Source organism: Streptomyces sp. NPDC057253, assembly GCF_042669125.1.
Lineage (GTDB): Bacteria > Actinomycetota > Actinomycetes > Streptomycetales > Streptomycetaceae > Streptomyces.
Genome location: NZ_JBHUXV010000008.1, coordinates 134,114 through 152,549 on the forward strand (window position 1 = coordinate 134,114; position 18,436 = coordinate 152,549).

An 18,436-nucleotide genomic window follows, 5' to 3' on the forward strand; every position below is an offset into this window, starting at 1 on the left:
GGAATTGTCAGTGCCTCAGGTCCGCCGGCCGCTGTAGGGAGTTGAACGTGCGGGACATTGCTGTCGACCCTGTCGCCCACAATCGGGCAGCCTGGGACAAGTATGTCCAGGAGGGCAACGAGTGGTCGAGGCCGGTGAGTGCTGAGGATGTCGAGCGCGCACGCAGGGGCGACTGGTCGGTTGTGCTCGTCGGCCATGAGCCGCTGGACCGCTCCTGGCTGCCGGCGGACCTGACCGGCAAGGACGTGCTGTGCCTGGCGTCCGGCGGCGGTCAGCAGAGTCCGATCCTCGCGGCGGCGGGGGCGCGGGTCACCGTCTTCGACAACTCACCCCGCCAGCTCGGTCAGGACCGGATGGTGGCGGCGCGCGACGGGCTCGAACTGCGCACCGTCCTCGGCGACATGCGCGACCTCAGTGCCTTCGGCGACGCGACGTTCGACGTCGTGTTCCATCCGGTCTCCAACCTGTTCGTACCGGACTTGGCGCCGGTCTGGCGTGAGTGCTTCCGCGTTCTGCGACCGGGCGGACGGCTGCTCGCGGGTTTCCTCAACCCTGATGCGTACCTGTTCGACCACGAGGCGCTCGACGAGCGCGGCGAGCTGATCGTCGTACACAAGCTGCCCTACAGCGATGTCACGCATTACTCCGCCGAGGAACGCGCCGCGAAGTTCGGTGCGGATGCCCCGCTTGAATACAGTCACACCCTCGCCGATCAGATCGGCGGGCAGCTCGCGGCGGGGTTCGCCATCACCGGGTTCACGGAGGCGCCGCACCAATCGAACGCGTCCGCTCACTACATGTCGCACTACTTTGCGACGCTGGCGGGCAAGCCCGGAGGATGAGGCGGGAGGGTCTCATGGCCGTGTGGATCCGGACGTGCACACTTCGCCCACTCGCCCCGTCTACGCTGACGCCACCGAGCGGAGGAACGGCATGGCACGCATCACCGACCGGACGATCCTGATCGTCGGCGCCTCGTCGGGCATCGGCGCCGAGACGGCCCGGCTGCTCGCCCGCGGTGGCAACCGATTCGTGATCACAGCCCGGCGCGAGGCCGAACTCGCCGCCGTAGCACGGGACATACGGGCCGCGGGCAGCGCCTGCCAGGACATCCCGGCGGACGCGCTGGACGCCGGGGCGGCCGCCGAGGTGGTGGCGGCGGCCGTCGAGGCGTACGGCACGGTCGACGTCGCGCTCCTGAACGCGGGCCAGGGACCCGACATGCGCATGGACCAAGTGAGCGTCGCCGACCTGTCACGGATCATGGCGCTGAACTACGACGTCGTGGTCAACTACCTCGTCCCGCTGATCCAGCAGATGCGCGGACAGTCCGGCGGCGGCCTGATCGCTCACACCAATTCCCTGGCAGGGCTGATGGGCATCCCCCGGCAGGGGCCGTACTCGGCGGCGAAGGCCGCCGTCCGCACGCTCATCGACGCCGCCCGCGTCGAACTGGCGCCCGAGGGCATCCGGTTCACTTCCCTGCACTCAGGTTTCGTTGCCACCGAACGCACCAGTGGGGACGGCCTGCCCAAACCGTTTGAGATCAGCCAGGAGCGGGCGGCCCGCCATGTCGTACGGGCCCTGGAGAGGGAATCGGCGCAGGCGTATTTCCCGTGGCCCACGGCGACGTTGGTCCGCACCCTGAGCACCCTGCCCACGCCGGTCTCCTCCTGGGTGCTGCGGAGACTGGCCGCCGGCTGACGAGAATGCGCCCACGGCGACGCGTCCAGTGGCCGCGGCCCCGCGTCCGGTCAGAACGCGCCCACTTGACCTGCACAAGCGCTCCGTAGGGTCCGCCTCGATGCCGTCGGTCGGCGGCGGAAGCCCTACCAGCAAGCGGAACCAGCAGGAGGACGCGGGATGACGGACCAGGACGTGTACATACTCGGAAGCTCGGACCTGGAGCACCGACGGCTCATGCTCCAGGCGCGGATCCTGCGCCCGTGGACCGAGCGCTTCCTGCGCGCCGCCGGCCTGGTGCCCGGCATGTCGGTGCTGGACCTGGGGTCGGGCATGGGCGATGTCTCGATGCTGACCGCGGGCATCGTGGGTCCGCGAGGCCGGGTCGTGGGAATCGACCGGGATCCGGTCGTCATCGACAAGGCCCGCCGCCGGGGCGAGCACGAAGGCTTCGGCGACAGCCTCGCCTTCGATCTCGCCGCCCTCGAAGACTTCGACACCGAGGAACGGTTCGACGCCGTGGTGGGCCGGTTCGTCCTGCTGTACCAGCCGGACCCGGCCGGCACGCTTCGGCGCTTCGCCCGTTTCCTCAGGCCGGGCGGTGTCATGGTGTTCCACGAGATCGACCTCACCAACGAGTACTCCAGCTGGCCGCCCAGCCCCGTCTGGGACGAGAGCTACCGCCTCCTCGCCGAGGCGTACCGGCGCGGCGGCACCCCGCCGGACTTCGGCCGCCGACTCACCCGGGCCTTCCTGGACGCCGGGCTGCCCAGCCCGACGGTCGAATGCCTGACCCCGGTCGGCACCGATGTGTCCTCACCGGTGATCCGGTGGGTCGCCGACTCCGTCCGCAGCCTCGCACCGGTGCTGGAACGGACGGGGCTGTCCCTGCCCGAGGGCCTCGTCGCCGACGACACCCTGCCGGACCAACTGGAGAAGGCGGTGGGGGAGTTGGGCAGCCAGATCCAGGGTCCTGTCCAGTACGGCGCCTGGGCCCGCAAGGAGTGAGTCACTCGGATTCTGCCCCGGCGATCCGGGCCAGATCCTCGTCCACCGCGGCCACGAGGGCGATCCGCGGCGCGGGCACCTCGTCCCCGAGGGCCAGCAGACGGGCACGGAGCTCCTCCGCCGCGGTCGGGTCGGTCCCGGCCAGGAGCCGCACCGCGCGTTCCCAGACCGTGCGGGCCGCGCCGGGGTCGCCGGTGGCGAGGTAGGTGTCGCCGAGGTGGCGGAGCGTGCCGGCCTCGCTGAACAGGTCGCCGACCTCACGGTAGAGCCGTAGCGCGCACTCGTACGCGGCGACGGCCCGCAGGTGGTCGCCGAGATGGTGGCGGGCGATGCCGAGGCTGTCCCAGGCACCGGCCTCGGCATACCGGGTGCCGTCGAGCCCTTCGAGTCCGGCGAGGGCCTTCTCGAAGTAGGCGGCGGCCCTTCGGTGTTCGCCCTTCAGGACGTGGGTCCAGCCCAGGGCGTGCAGGGCGCTGGTCTCCGCGACCCGGTCGCCGAGGGCCTGGTAGAGGACGAGCGCCCGGCCGGCCGCGTCGAGCGCTCCGTCGTGACCGCCGAGGCGGTCGAGCAGCCAGCCGTGACTGCGGTGGGCGTGGGCGAGGCCGAGCCGGTCACCGAGTTCGGCGAACAGGCCGAGGGAGTGCCGGATGTGGGTGCGGGCCTCGTCGTACCGCTTCAGGCGGGCCGAGGCGCGAGCCAGACCGCGGTGCAGATGGGCCTGGGCCGTGCGGTGGCCGTCGCGGACGGCCGCGTCGAGGCCGAGGCGCTGGAGGGCCGCGGAGTCGTGCCAGTGACCCTGCCGGTCCATGAACCGCTCCAACGCCCAGGCCAGGCCCCAGACATGGGCGTGCTCCCCGAGGGTGGCCGCCCGTTCGGCGACGGCGGCGAGCACGCGCGCCTCGGCCGTGTACCAGCGCAGTGCGCTTCCGTCGTCGGCGAAGGATTCGGGACCTGCCCCAGGGGTGGCGGGGGGCAGCGGATGGAGCCGCCAGAAAGGCGAGTAGACACGGCCGGCGGCGTGCGCGGTGTGCAGGTAGTGGTCGAGGAGCCGCCGTACGGCGGTGTCCCGCGCGCCCGCGTCCTCGTGCTCCACCACGAGTTCCGCCGCATAGGTACGGAGCAGGTCGTGGCAGGCGTAGCGACCGGGGGAGTGCTCGATGAGCAGGTGGGCGCGGGTGAGTTCGGCGAGCAGACAGCGGACGGTCGCCGATTCGTCGCCCGTGACGGCCGCCCCGGCCGACAACGTGGCGTCCGGGCCCGGGTGCAGCGACAGCAGCCGCAGCAGCCGGGCGGCGCCCGGGCTCAGCGCGCGGTACGACCACGAGAGCACCGCCCGTACGTCCCCGGCCGGATCCGCGTCGGTGAACGCGTCCAGACTGCCGTGGGCGGTGCGCAGTTCGTCCGCGATCGCGGCCAGCGGGAAATCGGGGTGGGCGGCGGCCCGGGTGGCGACGACGGCCAGTGCCAGCGGGAGCCCCGCACAGCGGGAGATGATCTCGTCGACGGCCGCCCGTTCGGCGAGCACCCGGTCGGCGCCGAGGCGACGCGTGAGCGACTCGCGGGCCTCCGCGTCGGGCAGCCGGTCGAGCGCCAGCGGCCGGGCGGCCTCGGCGGTGACCAGGCCGAGCAGGCGGTCACGGCTGGTGACGATCACGAGGCAGCCGGGGCTGCCGGGGAGCAGCGGGCGCACCTGCTCGGCGTCCCGTGCGTTGTCGAGCAGGATCAGCACCCGGCGCCGGGCCAGGAGACTGCGGTAGAGCCCGGCCTGGGCGTCCGCCCCGCCGGGTATGCGCGCCGGGGGCACGCCGAGCGCCTCCAGGAACCCGCGCAGCACCTGGGCCGGATCCGCCGGGGTGCCGCCCGGGTCGAAACCGCGCAGGTTGATGTGGAGCTGCCCGTCGGGGAAGCGGTGGGCGGCGCGGTGCGCCCAGCGCACGGCGAGCGTGGTCTTGCCGATGCCGCCCATCCCGCTGATCACGGCGATCCGGCTCCCTGACGAATCCTTCGCGGACAGCTGTGCCACCTGCGAGAGTTCGGACCGACGGCCCGCGAACGCGGCCAGGTCGAGGGGCAGTTGAGCCGGGCGGACGAAAGGGGCCGTCGGCTGAGGCGTGGCCGGACGGGGGATGTCCGGCGCCGGAGTGTCCGGAACCACGGTCAGTCGGACCGGGGCGCCGCGATCCCCGCGGCTCGGCTCGGGCGGATCCGTCCGGGCGTCCTCGCGCAGTACCTCCGCCTGCGCGGCCCGCAGTTCGGCGCCGGGTTCGACGCCCAGTTCGGCGGTGAGCCGGGCACGTACCTTCTGCCAGGTGTTGAGCGCCGCCGCGCGTTGCCCGGTGGCCGCGAGCACCCGGACGAGCCGTGCCTGGAGCGGTTCGTCCAGCAGGTGCTCGGTGGCGGCGCGGTGCAGGACGGGAAGCAGCCGCCCGGCCCGGCCCGTGGCCACCGCCGCGTCGGCCGCCTCCTTGACCACCGTCAGGTGCTCACGCTCCAGGGCGTTGAACGCGGGGTGGGAGCGCGCCTCCATGGGTACGCCGGTGGCGACCGGGCCGGTGCGCAGGTGCAGCGCCTCCAGCAGCATCGATACGGCCGCCTCCGTGTCGCGGGTCCCGCTCTGCCGTGCCTGGCGCACCAGTTCACGGAAGCGCAGCAGGTCCAGGGTCTGCGGGGTGGCGTTGAGCCGGTAGCCGCCGGCGTCCCGTACCAGCCACTGGCCGGGTGCCCGCAGCGGCAGTTCGGGCTCGAGCAGCCGGCGCAGCACACCGATGTGGCGGTAGACCGCGTTCGCGGGCGAGCCCGGCGGCGCCTCGCCCCACAGGGCGTGCTGCAACTCCTCCATGGGCACGGGCAGCCCGGCGTGCGCCATCAACTGGGCCAGCAGCAGGCGTTGTTGGGCCGCGCCGAGCCCCACCTCCCTGCCGTCGCGCCAGACTCGTACCGGTCCCAGTACCTCGAACCGCATCGTCACCCTCGTAGTCCCCGTGTCCCCGTGTCCCGTTTTCGTGCCCTGTTGGTGTGCGGTCAGGCGGCCGGCAGCCCCTCGATCCAGCCCAGGACCAGCGCGTTGAACTCGGCCGGCCGCTCCTGGAACAGCCAGTGCCCGACGTCCTCGAGGACGGCCGACGCGCTGTAGGGGTGCCGGCTCAGCGCCTCCTCCCAGCCCCCGTCGATCCCCTTGGCCTTGAGTGAGGCGGCCGCCGACAGCGACAGCACCGGGCAGGCGCGGCGCGACAGGTAGGTCTCGACGCCCGGCCGCACGGTCAGCGGGGCGGCCGCCTCGTCGAACAGGCCGTGGAAGACGTCCCGTACGGTCATCGGGTCCATGCCGAGGATCCGTCGGCGGTGCCAGACACGCAGCGCCTCGGCCTCGGGCCCGGCCGCGGCGGGGTTCTCCAGACCGCCGAGGACCGCGGCGGCGGTACCGACCGGGTCGGGTACCCGGAAGGCCGCGGCCAGTTGCGGCGCGAACTCCGCCTCGAAGCCGTAGCCGGGGTCGACCGCGACGACGGCCCGTACCAGCGACGGGTGTTCGACCGCGAGGACGGAGGCGACCACCGCGCCCATCGAGTGTCCGACGACGACCACCGGACCGGCGTCGATGCCGTCGAGGAGTTCCGCGAGGTCCGCGGCGAACTCACGGGGGCGCATGCCTCCCGTCATCCCGGTGGACCGGCCGTGTCCGCGCAGGTCCGGGGCTATCACCCGGTGCCGCGCCGAGAACGCCCCGATCTGGGCCGACCAGTCGTGCGAGTCGCAGGCCCCGCCGTGCACCAGCAGCAGTGTCTCGCCCGCACGGTCTCCGGCCGGTCCCTCGTCGGTGTGGAACAGCCGGTTGCCGTGGATCATCGTGTACGTCATGTGACTCGCTCCCGTGGAGGGGTGTTGGTGGACGGCGGGAGCGTAGGCAGGGTGCAGTGGACGAAGTGTGCCTGGCTTGTGACCGGGGGCCGCGGCTGATGGCGGTCTAGCTTCCGCTGCACCTCGGCCGCCCAGACGGGGTCGAAGTCGTGGAGCGCGTTCCGCGCGCTCCGCCAGGCGCGCAGAGCCTCGGTGGGATCACCGGCCGAGTGATGGGCGTCGCCGAGCCGGTCGAGCACACACGCCTCGTTGAACAGGTCTCCGGCTTCCCGGAACAGGCCGACGGCACGTCGATGGCAGTGCACCGACCGTGTGTGTTGGCCGAGTTGACGGTGGATGTGGCCGAGGGTGTCCCAGGTGTAGCCCTCGGCGACGGGGATCTCCAGCTCCTGGAAGAGGGCGAGTGCCCGGTGTGCGTGGGTGAGCGCACCCAGGCCGTCCCCCAGACAAGCCTGCCCCCAGGCCGTCGCCACCAGCACATCGGCCTCACCCCTGCGCCGACTTGACGCCCGGGACAGGCCGAGGGCGGGCGCCAGTTCGTCGAACCCTTCCCTGAACCGGCCTTGTCGGGTCATCAGTGTCCAGAGGGCGAGCAGGCACTGCGCCCTTCCGCTGCCGTCGTCGCCCGTGTCCCGGCCGAACTCGCGCAGGGACGCACGGAGATGCTCCTCGGCCTCGGTGTACCGCCGCAGCATCATGCAGGCCCGGCCGAGCCCGCGGTGGGCCTGGGCGAGGGCCAAGGGGTCGGAGAGCCTCCGGGCGGCCTCCAAGGCGGCCTGTTGGAGGGCGAGATACTCCGGCCAGTGGCCGAACCGTTCGTGGAAGCGCTCCAAGCACCACGCCAACTGCCAGACGTGGGTGTCGAGTCCGAGGTCGACGGCCTGCCGGAACGCGCCGAGGAGCACCGCCCGCTCGCCGGTGAGCCAGGCCTGGGCCGACGCCGCGTCGGCGAGGGGCTGCGGCGGGGCGGCGGGCTCGGCCGGCGCGACCGGGGTGATCACGGCCGTCGGGGGGTCAAACAGCAGTGTCGCGGCATGGGCGGTGTGCAGCAGGTGGTCGAGCAACCGCCGCAGGCTCGCCCGCCGCTCGTCCTCGCTCTCGGTGGCCCGGACCAGTTCGGTGGCGTACGCACGCAGCAGGTCGTGGCAGACATACCGGCCGGGTGTGCGCTCGGTGACGAGGTGCGCGTCGGTCAGCTCGGCGAGCAGGGCCCGCGCCCTGGAGACGGGTTCACCCGCGAGCGCGGCGCCCGTGTGGACGGTCAGCTCCGGCCCGGGATGCAGGGACAGCAGCCGGAACATACGGGCCGCGGAGGAACCGAGTGCGTCGTACGACCACGAGAACACCGCTCGTACGTCGATCGAGGGGTCGGCGTCGCGGAAGGCCTCCAGGCCTCCATGCGCGCTCCGCAGCTCTTCGGCCAGCGTTGCCAGCGGGAACTTCGGCCGGTCAGTGGCGCGCGCGGCCACGATGGCCAGGGCGAGGGGCAGCCGCGCTGTGAGCCGTACGATCTCCTCCGTTGCCCGAGGTTCGGCGGCCACCCGTTCGGCGCCGAGGCGCAGGGCCAGGGCTGAGCGTGCCTCGGCCGGTGTGAGCGTGCCCAGGGTGACCGGGTGGGCGCCCTCGGCGGAGGCCAGGCCGCCGAGCCGGTTGCGGCTGGTGACGAGCACCAGAGCGCCGGGCGTGCCGGGCAGCAGCGGCCGGACCTGAGCGGCGTCACGCGCGTTGTCGAGCAGGACGAGGAGTCTGCGGCCGGCCAACAGGCCGCGGTACAGGGCGGCTTGGGCGTCGAGCCCTTCGGGTATGCGGGCGGCCGGTACGCCGAGTGCGTCCAGGAATCCCCGCAGGGCGTCCCGCGGTGGCGTGGGCCGTCCGGCGGGGTCGAAACCCCGCAGGTCGACGTAGAGCTGCCCGTCCGGGAAGCGGTCGGCCACCTCGTGTGCGAGGTGTACGGCCAGGGCGGTCTTGCCGACTCCGGCCGGGCCGGAGATGGTGCTGATCACGACGGTGGGCGCGGGGGTGTCGTCTCCTGCGCCGGCGCTGTCGTCTCCTGTGCCGGTGCTGTCGAGCAGGGTTCGCAGGCGGTTCAGTTGTAGGGCCCGGCCGACGAAGACCGGCAGAGCGGGGGGCAGTTGAGCGGGGCGGATGGAGGGGAGCGGCGGGGCGGCGGGAGGGCGAGTCTCCGGTGTCGGGTCGGTTTGCGTGTGCCATGAGAGGCCTGCGGGGCCCGGTTCGGCTTGCGCGGTCCATGGGAGGTCTGCGTGGCTTGGTTCGGCTTGCGCGTGCCATGGGAGGTCTGCGGGGCCCGGTTCGGCCGGTGCGCCGCTCGAAATGCCCTCCGGCCCCAGTTCGGCCGGTGTGCCCCACGAAGAGCCCTCCGGCTCCGGTTCGGCGTTCGCCCGCATGCGCGCGGCGATCAGCTCGGGGCCGGGATCGACGCCCAGCTCCTCCGCGAGCCGGTCGGCCGTCGAACGGAACACGTGCAGCGCCTCGGCCCGGCGACCGGTGGCGGTGAGCAGGAGGACGAGCGAGGCCTGAAGTCCCTCGTCGAGCGGGCGGCGAGCCGCTCTCGGACAGGGCAGGCAGGACGCGCTCCGCGATGCCGCCGCGCAGGGCCACCTCGGCCGCCTCGCGCACGACGGCGTCGTACTCACTGTCCAGCTCGGTGAAGACGGGATGCGCGGGTGCCCGGGCCGGGCATCCGGCGGCCCGGCCGCGACGCAGGGCGAGCGCGTCGGCGTACGTCTCGACGGCCTGCCGTACATCGGCGTGCTCCCGGGCCCTCGCCACCAGTCGCCGGAAGAGCAGCAGGTCCACGGAGTCCGGCGGAACCAGGAGCCGGTAGCCGCCACCGCCGCGCAGGAGCAGACCGCCCTCGGCCCGCTGCGGCAGCCCCGGCTCCAACAGCCGCCGTAAGGCGCCCACATGACGGTGCACCATGTTCACCGCACGAGCGGGAGGCCGGTCCGCCCACAGGGAGTCGACGATGTCCGGCAACGGAACCGGGGAGCCCGCCCTGGCCAGCAGCAGGGCGAGGAGGGTGCGGCGCAGCGGCGGCCCCGGTTCCACCTCGATCCCGTCCCGCCAGACCCGCAGTTCCCCCAGCACCGCGAACCGCAGTGGCATCGATGTCATCGCCCCGACCTCCCCCGTCCTCCGCCCTGCCGGACAACATGCTAGGCAGCGGCGGAGGCGGCACTCACGGGGCAGGACATTTCAGGCGTGGCGCAAGGGCGGTTCCGGCCGGACGAGCCGCTCGGGGGCGGCTACGGGGCCGCCGCGACCACCTCCGCGATGGCCTCCAGTGCGTCATGGCGCTCGAACCGCGCCCGCAGGGCCCCGGCCCGCTCGCGGTACCCGGGCTCGGCGAGCACAGCCAGTACGGTCTCCCGAATCTCCTCCGGCGAGGGATCCGCGGTGCGCAGATCGATCCCGGCTCCGCTCCACTCGACGCGGGCCGCCACCTCCGGCTTGTCCTCGCCGTCGCCCCCCACCACGAGCGGTACCCCGTGCCGCAGTGCCTCGTGCACGCCGCCGTAACCGCCGTTGGTGACCAGCACGGACGTGTGGGGGAGGAGCAGGTCGAAGGGGACGTACCCCTCGATGCGCGCGTTCGCCGGCACGGGTCCCGCGGCCTCGATCACGGCCGGCCCGTCCGCGCGCCCCGTCGCGGCCACCACGAGGACCTCCTCTGCGGCCAGGGCGTCGATCGTCGGCCGTACGAGCCTGCCGAGATCACGGTTGGCGAACGACCCCTGGGTGACCACGACGACCGGTCGCTCCGCGTCCTCCACCTCCGCCCACCAGTTGGGAAGCGGCCGCGGCGGGCGCGGTACGGCGGGCAGCGGACCGACGAACCGGAACGAGGGCGGCAGGTCACCGCGCGGATACTCGAACTCCGGGACGGTCAACTGGAGATAGTGGTCCGGCGCGGTGATCAGACAGTCGAGGATGAACCCGGGCAGCTCGGTGCCGCTCTCTCCGAAGTTCTCCTCGATGTGCCGCTGGGCGCCGGAAAAGACGTCCTTGACCTGGTCGTTCATTTCTCGGTGCCGCTTCTTGGCGTCCTCCCCGACCAGGGGCGGCATCGCGAGCCCGATGGGTGGCGCGTCCTCGCTCAGCAGGGTCGGCATGGTGATGCCGAGGCCGATGGTGACCGGTCGGCGGCCGGGCGGAGCGGACAGACTCAGTGCTGTCGCCCCCAGGAACAGCGGATCGCTGATGACCACGGACGCCGGGAACCGACGGGCCAGCAGGGTCCGCAGCGCGCTGTACTGGGCGGGTGTCTGGTCACCGAAGACGTGCTTCAGGTCGTACTCCAACTGGGCCGGGCCCGGCGGGAAGGCGGTGCGGTCCGGGAAGTACAGGTCGAGCTGCCGGTCGTCGAAGTCCGCGGCGGGCGGCAACGACACATGGAGGGCACCGGCGGCCCGAACATCGTCGGCGAACCGACTCCCGGTCAGTACGACGACCTCGTGCCCGCGCCGCACCAGGTCCGATGCGACGGTGAGGATGGGCTGGACATGGCCGTGAAACGGCGATGCGGCGGCGACGATCAGTGTCACGGATGACTCCCTGCGCTCGGTGGGCGGTGCCGTCGGAGCGTAGGAAACCGTTGTGCAAAAGAAGTGCGGCATCCGCTGAGCGGCCGGAGTTCGTGGAGAGCGGGTGCGGAGGCAGCACCCGGGTCTGCCTCCGAGGCTCTGCCTCCGAGGCGGCGAACTGTCCGGGGGCTACGGCCGCCAGATCACCGCGGTGCGCGTGGAGTTTCCCGGTGTCGGGAAGGTGATCCGGACGCCGACGGCCGCGCCGGTGTTGTTGATGGACGTGGCGTAGGAGTTGCTGGCGTCCGGTGTCACGTTCAGTTCGGTGAGGCTCCCGTCGGCCTCGTAGCGCAGGGCATAACGGTGTTCATCGGAGGGGACCTTGACCCCGGTGTGCCCGACGGAGACACCGGCGTCGTTGACGGCGACGGCCGTGGTGTACTCGTACGCCGAGCCGATCGCCGTGGCGGTGCCGTCAGGGCTCCAACTCGTCGCGGTGTAGTCGATGTTGTCCGCTCCGAGCTGCCGTCCGACGACGGTGCCCGCAGCGTTGATGTCGTTCGCGATGGAGTGTGGGCCCAGGTCCGTGACGGTGCCGTCGGCGCCCCAGGTCACGGAGCGGGACTGGTTCCTCGTGCCGCCGGTCGGTACGGCCTCTCGCGCGAGCACGGTGCCGGCGTCGTTGATCCGGACGACCCACGCGGTGGAGTAGGCCGAGGTCGCATCGAGCGGGACGGGAGTGCCGTCCGGGTTCCACTTCACGGGGTGATAGGCGTTGTAGTCCGAGAACGACACACCGGCGACTGTGCCCGAGCTGTTCACCGAGAGGGCGAAGGCGAGGGTGTCACCGTTGAGCGGAGCGAGCGGGACGGCCTGGCCGTCCGGGCGCCACTTCACTGCGTGGTAGGTCCCGCCGAGCGCGGATTCTCCCACCGCGATACCGGTGCGGCTCATCGCGCGGAGGACGGTCCAGGTGTCGCCGGGCAGCGGCTGAAGCGGGGTGACCGTGCCGTCGGGCGGCCAGCGCACCGGGTGGCTCCCCGACCAGCCGGCGGCGGTGCCGTCGTCGCTGACGGACTCGACGTAGCCCATCGGGTCGCCGGGCAGCAGCGGGAGTGTCGTGGGGCTGAGGTCCGGGTTCCAACGGGTCGGGGACATCTGGTTGTTGGAAACGGTGGTGTAGCCGACGATCACCCCGTCGTCGTTGATGGCGGCGGGGTAGCTGGAGTTGGCGCCGGGCGGGAGGGGCAGGTCGGTGGCCGCGTCGGTCGTCGGGCCGGTGTCGGCCGACGTGGTGTGGGCCGACGTGGTGTGGGCCGTGGCCAGCGTGAGGGTACAGAGGGTGGCCAGGGTGATGGCGGCGGCGCCCGCGGACCGCAGGGCTCTGATGCCGATGCTCATGACGCGAATTCCCCGTCTCGTGGACTTCTTCGGAAGGGCACTGGTGATGCTGTGTCACGTCGCGCATGGAGAGTTCCCGTGGGCAACACGGCTCGTCGCACGGGAACTTGACTCAGTCTTCATGACGTCGGGCGCGGCCGCAGCGGAATGCCGGGGTCGAAGTCGGGTGTGCCGGGACCGGTTGGCGTCAATCTTGAGCCCGCCGGCAGAGACGGTCATCGCCGCCGGCCGGGTGTCACCGCATACGCCTCGCCAACCGGCGCCCCAGGGCCTGGCCCGGTACCTCGACGTAGCGGTAGGTCAGCGCGCACAGGGGCAACAGCACGGCGAAGAAGGCCACGGCGAGAACGACGTCGTCCTGCCGCCGTCGCCCGACCGTACCGTCGATCACCGCGAGCAGCACCGGATGCACCAGGTACACCGAGTAGCTGATCGCCCCCAGCCAGGCCAGGGCACGGGGAATGCGCCGGTGGCGTGAGGCCAGCCCGGCGCCGAAGGTGAGCAGGGCCAGCAGGAACGCGAGGATCCAGCCACGCCGGGTGAACTGGTCACCGTCGCCGTAGCGCCACGCGCTCCCCACGGCGCAGACGACCACCACGCCAGCGGTCGCCGCGACGTACCGCCAGCTGCCGGCACCGTTCTCGGCCCGGTGGACAGCGGTGCCGAGGAACATCACGGCGAGGATCACCAGCCCCTCCCACAGCGGCACCGTGCCGTTCGACGCCACCAGGACCAGTGCCAGCACTCCGCCCGTCACACCGCCGTACCACTGAAGTGTCCGCGACCCGGCGCTCGCGCACCCGATGGCGGCCACCATGGTGACGGCGGCGAACGCGATCAGCGGTCCGGTGCCGACCGCCCGGGACAGGGCGGAGGACGGCAGCGCGAGCCCCGTCGTGCCGCATACCGCGGCGGCCACGGCCAGGACCACGGCGACCGCCACCGACCGCTCGTGCAGGCGGACCGTGAACAGCCCCACCACCAGCAGGTAGAAGGCCATCTCGTACGAGAGGGTCCACAGGACGAGCAGGGCACTGGGCGTGCCCAGCAGCTCCTGGAGCATGGTGGTGTGGGCGACGACCACCTCGGCAGCGCTCTCCCGGCCGTAGTCACGTGTCCGCGCGACGCCCAGCAGCCCGGCGACGAGGAACAGGCCGACCGCGGCCGCCCACAGCGGGTACAACCGGAAGACCCTGCCGATCCAGAACGTCCGCACGCAGCCCCGGCGTTCCAGCGACGCGGGAATGATGTACCCGCTCACCAGGAAGAACACCAGGATGCCGTAGCGGCTGGTGTTGAACTGCGGCATCAGCTCCCGCCGGAAGTCCGGCATGAAGGTGTACGACGCGTGGTCGAACACCACGACGAGTGCGGCGATGGCGCGCAGCGCGTCCAGCCAGCCCAGCCGTGCGGCAGGGGTGGGGGGTGGGGATTCCATAGGGTGGCAGAGTCCTTCGCGGTGATGTGTCGGGCGGCCCGATCGGCCGTGCCCCGACCTGAGTTCAGCGGCCGGGGGATTGTTCGGCAGTACCGTTCCGGCGGCCGAACAACGACGAGGCGAGGGGTGAGGATGTGGCGGGTCGCCGTGAGGTGCCGGTGGATCCGGCGGCGGGCCCGGTCCAGCGGTTCGCGTCCGCGCTGCGCGAACTACGGGCCGAGGCCGGCGGGATCACCTACCGGGCGATGGCCCGCCGGGCGGGCTACTCGGTGACCACGCTGTCGCAGGCGGCCGCGGGCGAGCAGCTGCCGACGCTTCCGGTGGCCCTGGCCTACGTCAAGGCCTGCGGCGGCGAGACGCGGCCGTGGGAGACCCGGTGGAAGGAGGCGATGGAGGAGTCCGCCGCCCACGCCCGTGACGACCTCGGCCCCACCGCCCCGTACCGGGGCCTGGCACGGTTCGAAACCACGGACAGCGCCCTGTTCTTCGGCCGCGAGGAGCTCACCGCCGACCTGGCCGGCCTGCTGCGCCGTCGACGGTTCGCGGCCGTCTTCGGCCCTTCCGGCAGCGGCAAGTCCTCCCTGCTGCGGGCCGGACTGATACCCGTCCTCCAGCGGGACCAGGAGCCGTCCACGCGACCGACCGCGATCAGGATCCTGACCCCCGGCGAGCATCCCGCCCGGACCCATGCAGCCCTTCTCGCCCGGGCGGCTGCGCCGGAGCCGGGCCGAGAATCCGGTCCGCGTGCTCGTCTTCAGCCCGGACGGGACACGGCTCGCGGTGGTTGGCCTGGAGGGATCGGTGCGGATCTGGCAGCTGTCGACCGGCGCACTGCGCACTGTCCGCAGCGGCGGTGACGGCCCTGTCCAGAGCGGCGAGTTCGCGCCGGACGGCCGTACACTCGCCGTCGCCGTCATCGCTGCGGACGGCGACGAGGTCGAGCTGGTCGACTCCGCGAACGGCCGCGCGCGCGGCATCCTCAAGCCGGGGACCGGGATGCTGGCGTCCCTCGAGTTCGGTCGGGACGGGCGCACGCTGGTCACCGTGGGGGGTGGCAGCGGTTCCGTGAAGTTGTGGGATGTGCGCACCGCCCGGCTCCGGGGCGGCCTCAGCACCGGAGGCGAGGCGGAGCCACCGGCTCTCAGCCCCGACGGGCGCACCCTCGCCGTGAGCGGCGTGAGCGGCGTGAGCGGCGTGAGCGGCGTGAGCGGCGTGAGCGGCGTGAGCGGCGTGAGCGGCGTGAGGGGAGTCGGGCTGTGGGATGTGGACCTGCCGGACCCGGCTCGCGCGATCCGGGGCATACACGAGGCCGTGAACAGGGATCTCACCCCTCGGGAACGGTCCCGGTATCTGGGGGAGGGGTGACGTGCTGCCGGTTTGATCGCATGACATGTTGCACGGGGTCAGCGGTTGCGTGGCCGGGTTTGGAGTAGGGCGGCTCCGAGTGGGGTGAGGGTGTGCAGGACTGTGTTGGCTTGGCGGTGGCTGGTGATGAGGCCGGTGTCGCGTAGTACGGCGGTGTGGTGGCTGGCTGTTGTGGGGGTCACGCCGGCCCGGTGGGCGGCCTCGGTGGTGGTGGAGCCGGTCGCGCTGGCTCTCAGGATGGCGGCGCGGGTGGGGCCGAGCAGCGCGTTCAGCGGTGTGGGGTCCGTGAGGGCGGTCGTGGTCGGCTGGTGGTGGAGGGGGTAGAGGAGAACGGACGGGAGGCCGGAGTCGGCCAGCGCGATGGGTGCCTGCCAGCAGAAGTGGGAGGGGATCAGGAGCAGTCCCTGCCCGTCGAGGTGGACGTCGCGGTGTTCCGGATACGGGTCGATCTCCAGGACCGGTGGCCGCCAGTGAATCGTAGGGCCCAGTCCGGCGAGCAGGCCTTCGGTGCCCGCGTGGAAGAGAGTGTGGGCGTGCCGGGTCCGTTCGGCGTGCAGACGTTCCTGGATGCACTCCTCGTGTGGGGCGATCGCGGCACGGTGGTAGGCGCGCAGGGCGCCCACGAGTTGTTCGCGCAGGTCCAACTCGGTGAGTCGGCGTGTCCAGGCCGGTGCTCCGACAACCCGGTTGAGCGCGTCGACCTCGCGCGCGACCCGCTCGCACGGCGTCGCCAGGACTGCCTCCAGCCCGGCGTCCAGTCCTTGGGTGCCCTCCGGTGGGGTCAGGAGGTCGGGGAAGTAGCTGGCGCGCGGGAAGAGCGGCAACAGGAAGGTCTTGACCGTCCGTTCGAGCCCGGCCAGGCGCAACGAGTCACGTGTGGTGCGGAACCAGGGTGCGTAGGCCCAGCGGCCTTCGCGGGTCTGCAGCCTGTGCAGACTGGCCGCGATCTCCCAGAGTGCGTGTGGTTCGGTCGCCACTCTGACCCTGGTGAGGTCCTCGGACGTGAAGTGAAAGCGGAGCATCCGTTTCCCCGTGGGGTATTGGTGCCGACCTGCGAAGTGTCAGTGGACTCGCATGAGCATGACAGCGATATGCGGGGCCGGGAAGCATGAATTCCCGCCAGCCGTAGGCCCGTTGGCGCAGTCCACCAGAGAGGTACGAGATGTTCCCGTACGAGCAGGAGCACGACCGGAAGTCCAGCCGCATCCTCCGCCGGGGCCGCCGGGGCCTCGTCGCCGCGGCGCTCACTCTCGCCACGGCCGCCCTCGGCCTGATCGCACCGAGTTCCGCGAGTGCGACGGCGCAGGCGTGGGAGTGCAACAGCGGCAGCGTGTGCGTCTACAGCGGCAACAACGGTACGGGCAGCCGGTGTTCATGGAGCAACGCCGACCCTGACTGGTACAGCGGCGACGTCCAGTGTTCGTGGGCCGACAACCAGGTCGTCAGGTCGATCTACAACCGCGGCACGTCGTCGTCGTACAACTGGGTCGTCCTCTACACCGGCGCCAACTACACCGGCGACCACTACTGCTGGGCGCAGAACGGTGGCTTCGGATCAGAGTTCAACACCAAGATCCGCTCCCACCGGTGGCGCACTTCCTGCTCATGACCGGGTGACGGGTCGGCGGGCCCCGGGTTGCCGGGTCCCGCCGATACGTGCGCGTGGCCGCCACAGACCGAACTGCTCGGCGTCCTGAGCACGCCGGGCGAGCGCGGCCACCCCGCCGGCGTCTCCGAACCCTACCCGCCGGCCCTGGCCTGGCTGATGATCCGCCGCAGCAGACGCGTCCAGACACTCCGCGTGATCTTCCCCCAGCCACTGGGGTGAGAGGCCCGCAAGTGGCTACGGCCGGTGGGGGCTTACGTCCGATGCGGTCCCGGCCCCTGACATGGCGTCGTTCCCGCCCTACTCGTCGAGGAGGCCCTGGCGCAGTTGCAAGGGCGCCATGCCGTGCCAGCGGCGGACCGCCCGGCGCAGGGCGCGCTCGTCGGAGAAGCCTGCCTGGCGCGCCACCTCGCGGAGGGTGAGGTGGGGGCGGTGGAGAAGTTGCTCGACGCGTTCGCGGCGCACGCCCTCGACCAGCGCCTCGTAGGAGGTGCCGCAGTCGGCCAGGCGGCGGCGCAGGGTGCGTTCGCTCGACGCGTGCCTGCGGGCCTGTTCGGAGAAGGAGGGGACGACCGGGAGGCTCTGGGCGACGGAGATCTCCAGTACCTCCAGGAGGTCCTGCTGTCGGCGACGTGAGGCCATCTGCGCTTCGAGCAGTTCGAGCGTCGAGGCGTACGTGACCGGATCGCGGCCCGGCATCGGCCGGTTGATCCATGCCTGCGGCACCACCAGCCGGTTGCCGGAGGCACCGAAGCGCAGGGGGCAGCGGAAGAGGTCGCGGAACGGCTGGACGTCGCGCGGGGCGGGGAAGGCGAAGTGGACCTCCTGGGGTCCGAGGTCGGTGCCCACGGCGAGACGGGTCAGGGAGACGACGCTGGAGAACGCCTCCTCGACGAGGAAGACGCCGACCTTCGGGTCGACCATCGGATCGGGGAGGTCGGCCCGCACCACGTAGTCCGCGCCCTCCCGGCCGGCCGACCAGACGGTCATGGCCCCGGACACGTTCTGGAAGCGCACCCCCGCCTCGATGGCGACCTGGAGGGTGTCGCTGGCCAGCATGGCGAAGCCCAGGAGGCCCCACGCGGTGAGGTGCTGTGCGGCTCCGACCCGCAGGCCCAGGTTCTCGTCACCGGTGAGTTCGACGGCGCGGCGGATGACCGTGCTGCCCTGGCGGTACGAGACGCGCAGCGCCGCCGACCGCATCAGGGTCTCGGTGAGACCGACGTGTGTCAGCTCCGGTCCGAGGTCGACGCCGTACTCCCCGGTGATCTGGCCCAGATAGCGCAGGATGTTCGGGGAGATCGTCGCGGACGTGCTGCGGGTGGTGCCGTTCTCCGGACGGGGCGCCTCGGGCATGGCTTCTCTCCAGGGCCGTACTCGTGACCACCTTAGGCATGCGCGTCCGGTTCCGGCCCTGCTAGGGCCTGTCGTTTCCCGTCTGCCTGGCGACGCCCAGCCAGCACAGAACCCCCAACGGGGGCGGGCCCCAGTACCTACAGAACGCGGGGGCACGCCCCGCCCCCCGAGAGGACC

The 18,436-nt window shown here is 72.1% G+C and carries 14 protein-coding genes and 2 pseudogenes; 8 read left to right on the plus strand and 8 right to left on the minus strand.

Going from position 1 to position 18,436, the window contains the following annotated elements; all coding sequences use genetic code 11:
- Window positions 1-47: 47 nt before the first annotated feature.
- The 3 genes from ACFULQ_RS06710 (at window position 48) to ACFULQ_RS06720 (ending at window position 2,691) form a co-directional block, all read left to right on the plus strand.
- A complete protein-coding gene (locus ACFULQ_RS06710) occupies window positions 48-842 on the plus strand; it encodes a class I SAM-dependent methyltransferase (RefSeq protein ID WP_383539065.1) in 795 nt (264 codons plus the stop codon).
- A gap of 91 nt (window positions 843-933) precedes the next feature.
- Window positions 934-1,704 (plus strand): SDR family NAD(P)-dependent oxidoreductase, encoded by a 771-nt coding sequence (locus tag ACFULQ_RS06715; protein WP_383539067.1) that lies wholly within the window; start codon window positions 934-936, stop codon window positions 1,702-1,704.
- A gap of 159 nt (window positions 1,705-1,863) precedes the next feature.
- Window positions 1,864-2,691, plus strand: coding sequence for a class I SAM-dependent methyltransferase (locus ACFULQ_RS06720; protein WP_383539070.1), 828 nt, complete (start codon window positions 1,864-1,866; stop codon window positions 2,689-2,691).
- Between the two features lies 1 nt (window position 2,692).
- On the opposite strand, the gene ACFULQ_RS06725 is transcribed toward ACFULQ_RS06720, so the two are convergent.
- From ACFULQ_RS06725 to ACFULQ_RS06735, 3 genes are read right to left on the minus strand one after another with little or no spacing between them, the layout of a single operon-like run.
- Complete coding sequence (locus ACFULQ_RS06725; RefSeq protein WP_383539073.1) at window positions 2,693-5,653, minus strand: BTAD domain-containing putative transcriptional regulator; 2,961 nt, start codon at window positions 5,651-5,653, stop codon at window positions 2,693-2,695.
- A gap of 59 nt (window positions 5,654-5,712) precedes the next feature.
- Window positions 5,713-6,549 carry an alpha/beta fold hydrolase gene (locus tag ACFULQ_RS06730; protein ID WP_383539075.1) on the minus strand — a complete coding sequence of 279 codons (837 nt, stop codon included), beginning with the start codon at window positions 6,547-6,549 and terminating at the stop codon, window positions 5,713-5,715.
- A complete protein-coding gene (locus ACFULQ_RS06735; protein ID WP_383539077.1) occupies window positions 6,546-9,314 on the minus strand; it encodes an ATP-binding protein in 2,769 nt (922 codons plus the stop codon). The genes ACFULQ_RS06730 and ACFULQ_RS06735 overlap by 4 nt, the downstream gene beginning before the upstream one ends.
- Here ACFULQ_RS06735 and ACFULQ_RS06740 point away from each other — a divergent pair.
- Window positions 9,226-9,465, plus strand: coding sequence for a hypothetical protein (locus ACFULQ_RS06740; protein WP_383539115.1), 240 nt, complete (start codon window positions 9,226-9,228; stop codon window positions 9,463-9,465). The two genes, ACFULQ_RS06735 and ACFULQ_RS06740, sit on opposite strands and share 89 nt — an antisense overlap.
- Before the next feature lie 350 nt (window positions 9,466-9,815).
- On the opposite strand, the gene ACFULQ_RS06745 is transcribed toward ACFULQ_RS06740, so the two are convergent.
- The 3 genes from ACFULQ_RS06745 to ACFULQ_RS06755 all read right to left on the minus strand — a co-directional run bounded on the left by ACFULQ_RS06745 (window position 9,816) and on the right by ACFULQ_RS06755 (window position 13,932).
- Complete coding sequence (locus ACFULQ_RS06745; protein ID WP_383539078.1) at window positions 9,816-11,114, minus strand: glycosyltransferase; 1,299 nt, start codon at window positions 11,112-11,114, stop codon at window positions 9,816-9,818.
- A 168-nt stretch (window positions 11,115-11,282) separates the two neighbouring features.
- Window positions 11,283-12,494, minus strand: a complete 1,212-nt coding sequence (locus ACFULQ_RS06750; protein WP_383539080.1) for a hypothetical protein — start codon at window positions 12,492-12,494, stop codon at window positions 11,283-11,285.
- Between the two features lie 235 nt (window positions 12,495-12,729).
- Complete coding sequence (locus ACFULQ_RS06755; RefSeq protein ID WP_383539082.1) at window positions 12,730-13,932, minus strand: acyltransferase family protein; 1,203 nt, start codon at window positions 13,930-13,932, stop codon at window positions 12,730-12,732.
- Window positions 13,933-14,066: 134 nt separating this feature from the next.
- Between ACFULQ_RS06755 and ACFULQ_RS06760 the strand changes: the two are divergent.
- From ACFULQ_RS06760 to ACFULQ_RS06770, 3 genes and pseudogenes are all read left to right on the plus strand, one after another.
- A pseudogene (locus ACFULQ_RS06760) lies at window positions 14,067-14,654 on the plus strand (helix-turn-helix domain-containing protein); the annotation flags it as partial.
- Window positions 14,620-14,709, plus strand: a pseudogene (locus ACFULQ_RS06765) (hypothetical protein); the annotation flags it as partial. The pseudogenes ACFULQ_RS06760 and ACFULQ_RS06765, both read left to right, overlap by 35 nt.
- Before the next feature lie 24 nt (window positions 14,710-14,733).
- Window positions 14,734-15,297, plus strand: a complete 564-nt coding sequence (locus tag ACFULQ_RS06770) for a WD40 repeat domain-containing protein (protein WP_383539117.1) — start codon at window positions 14,734-14,736, stop codon at window positions 15,295-15,297.
- A gap of 38 nt (window positions 15,298-15,335) precedes the next feature.
- On the opposite strand, the gene ACFULQ_RS06775 is transcribed toward ACFULQ_RS06770, so the two are convergent.
- The gene (locus ACFULQ_RS06775) at window positions 15,336-16,319 is read right to left on the minus strand and encodes an ArsR/SmtB family transcription factor (RefSeq protein ID WP_383539085.1); all 984 of its coding nucleotides are present in this window, start codon (window positions 16,317-16,319) and stop codon (window positions 15,336-15,338) included.
- Between the two features lie 140 nt (window positions 16,320-16,459).
- On the opposite strand from ACFULQ_RS06775, the gene ACFULQ_RS06780 reads away from it, so the two are divergent.
- Window positions 16,460-16,906, plus strand: a complete 447-nt coding sequence (locus tag ACFULQ_RS06780) for a peptidase inhibitor family I36 protein (RefSeq protein ID WP_383539087.1) — start codon at window positions 16,460-16,462, stop codon at window positions 16,904-16,906.
- 297 nt (window positions 16,907-17,203) lie between these two features.
- Here the strand turns inward: ACFULQ_RS06780 and ACFULQ_RS06785 are convergent, their stop codons facing one another.
- On the minus strand, window positions 17,204-18,259 hold the full coding sequence (locus tag ACFULQ_RS06785) for an AraC family transcriptional regulator (protein ID WP_383539090.1): 1,056 nt from the start codon (window positions 18,257-18,259) through the stop codon (window positions 17,204-17,206).
- Window positions 18,260-18,436: the final 177 nt, after the last annotated feature.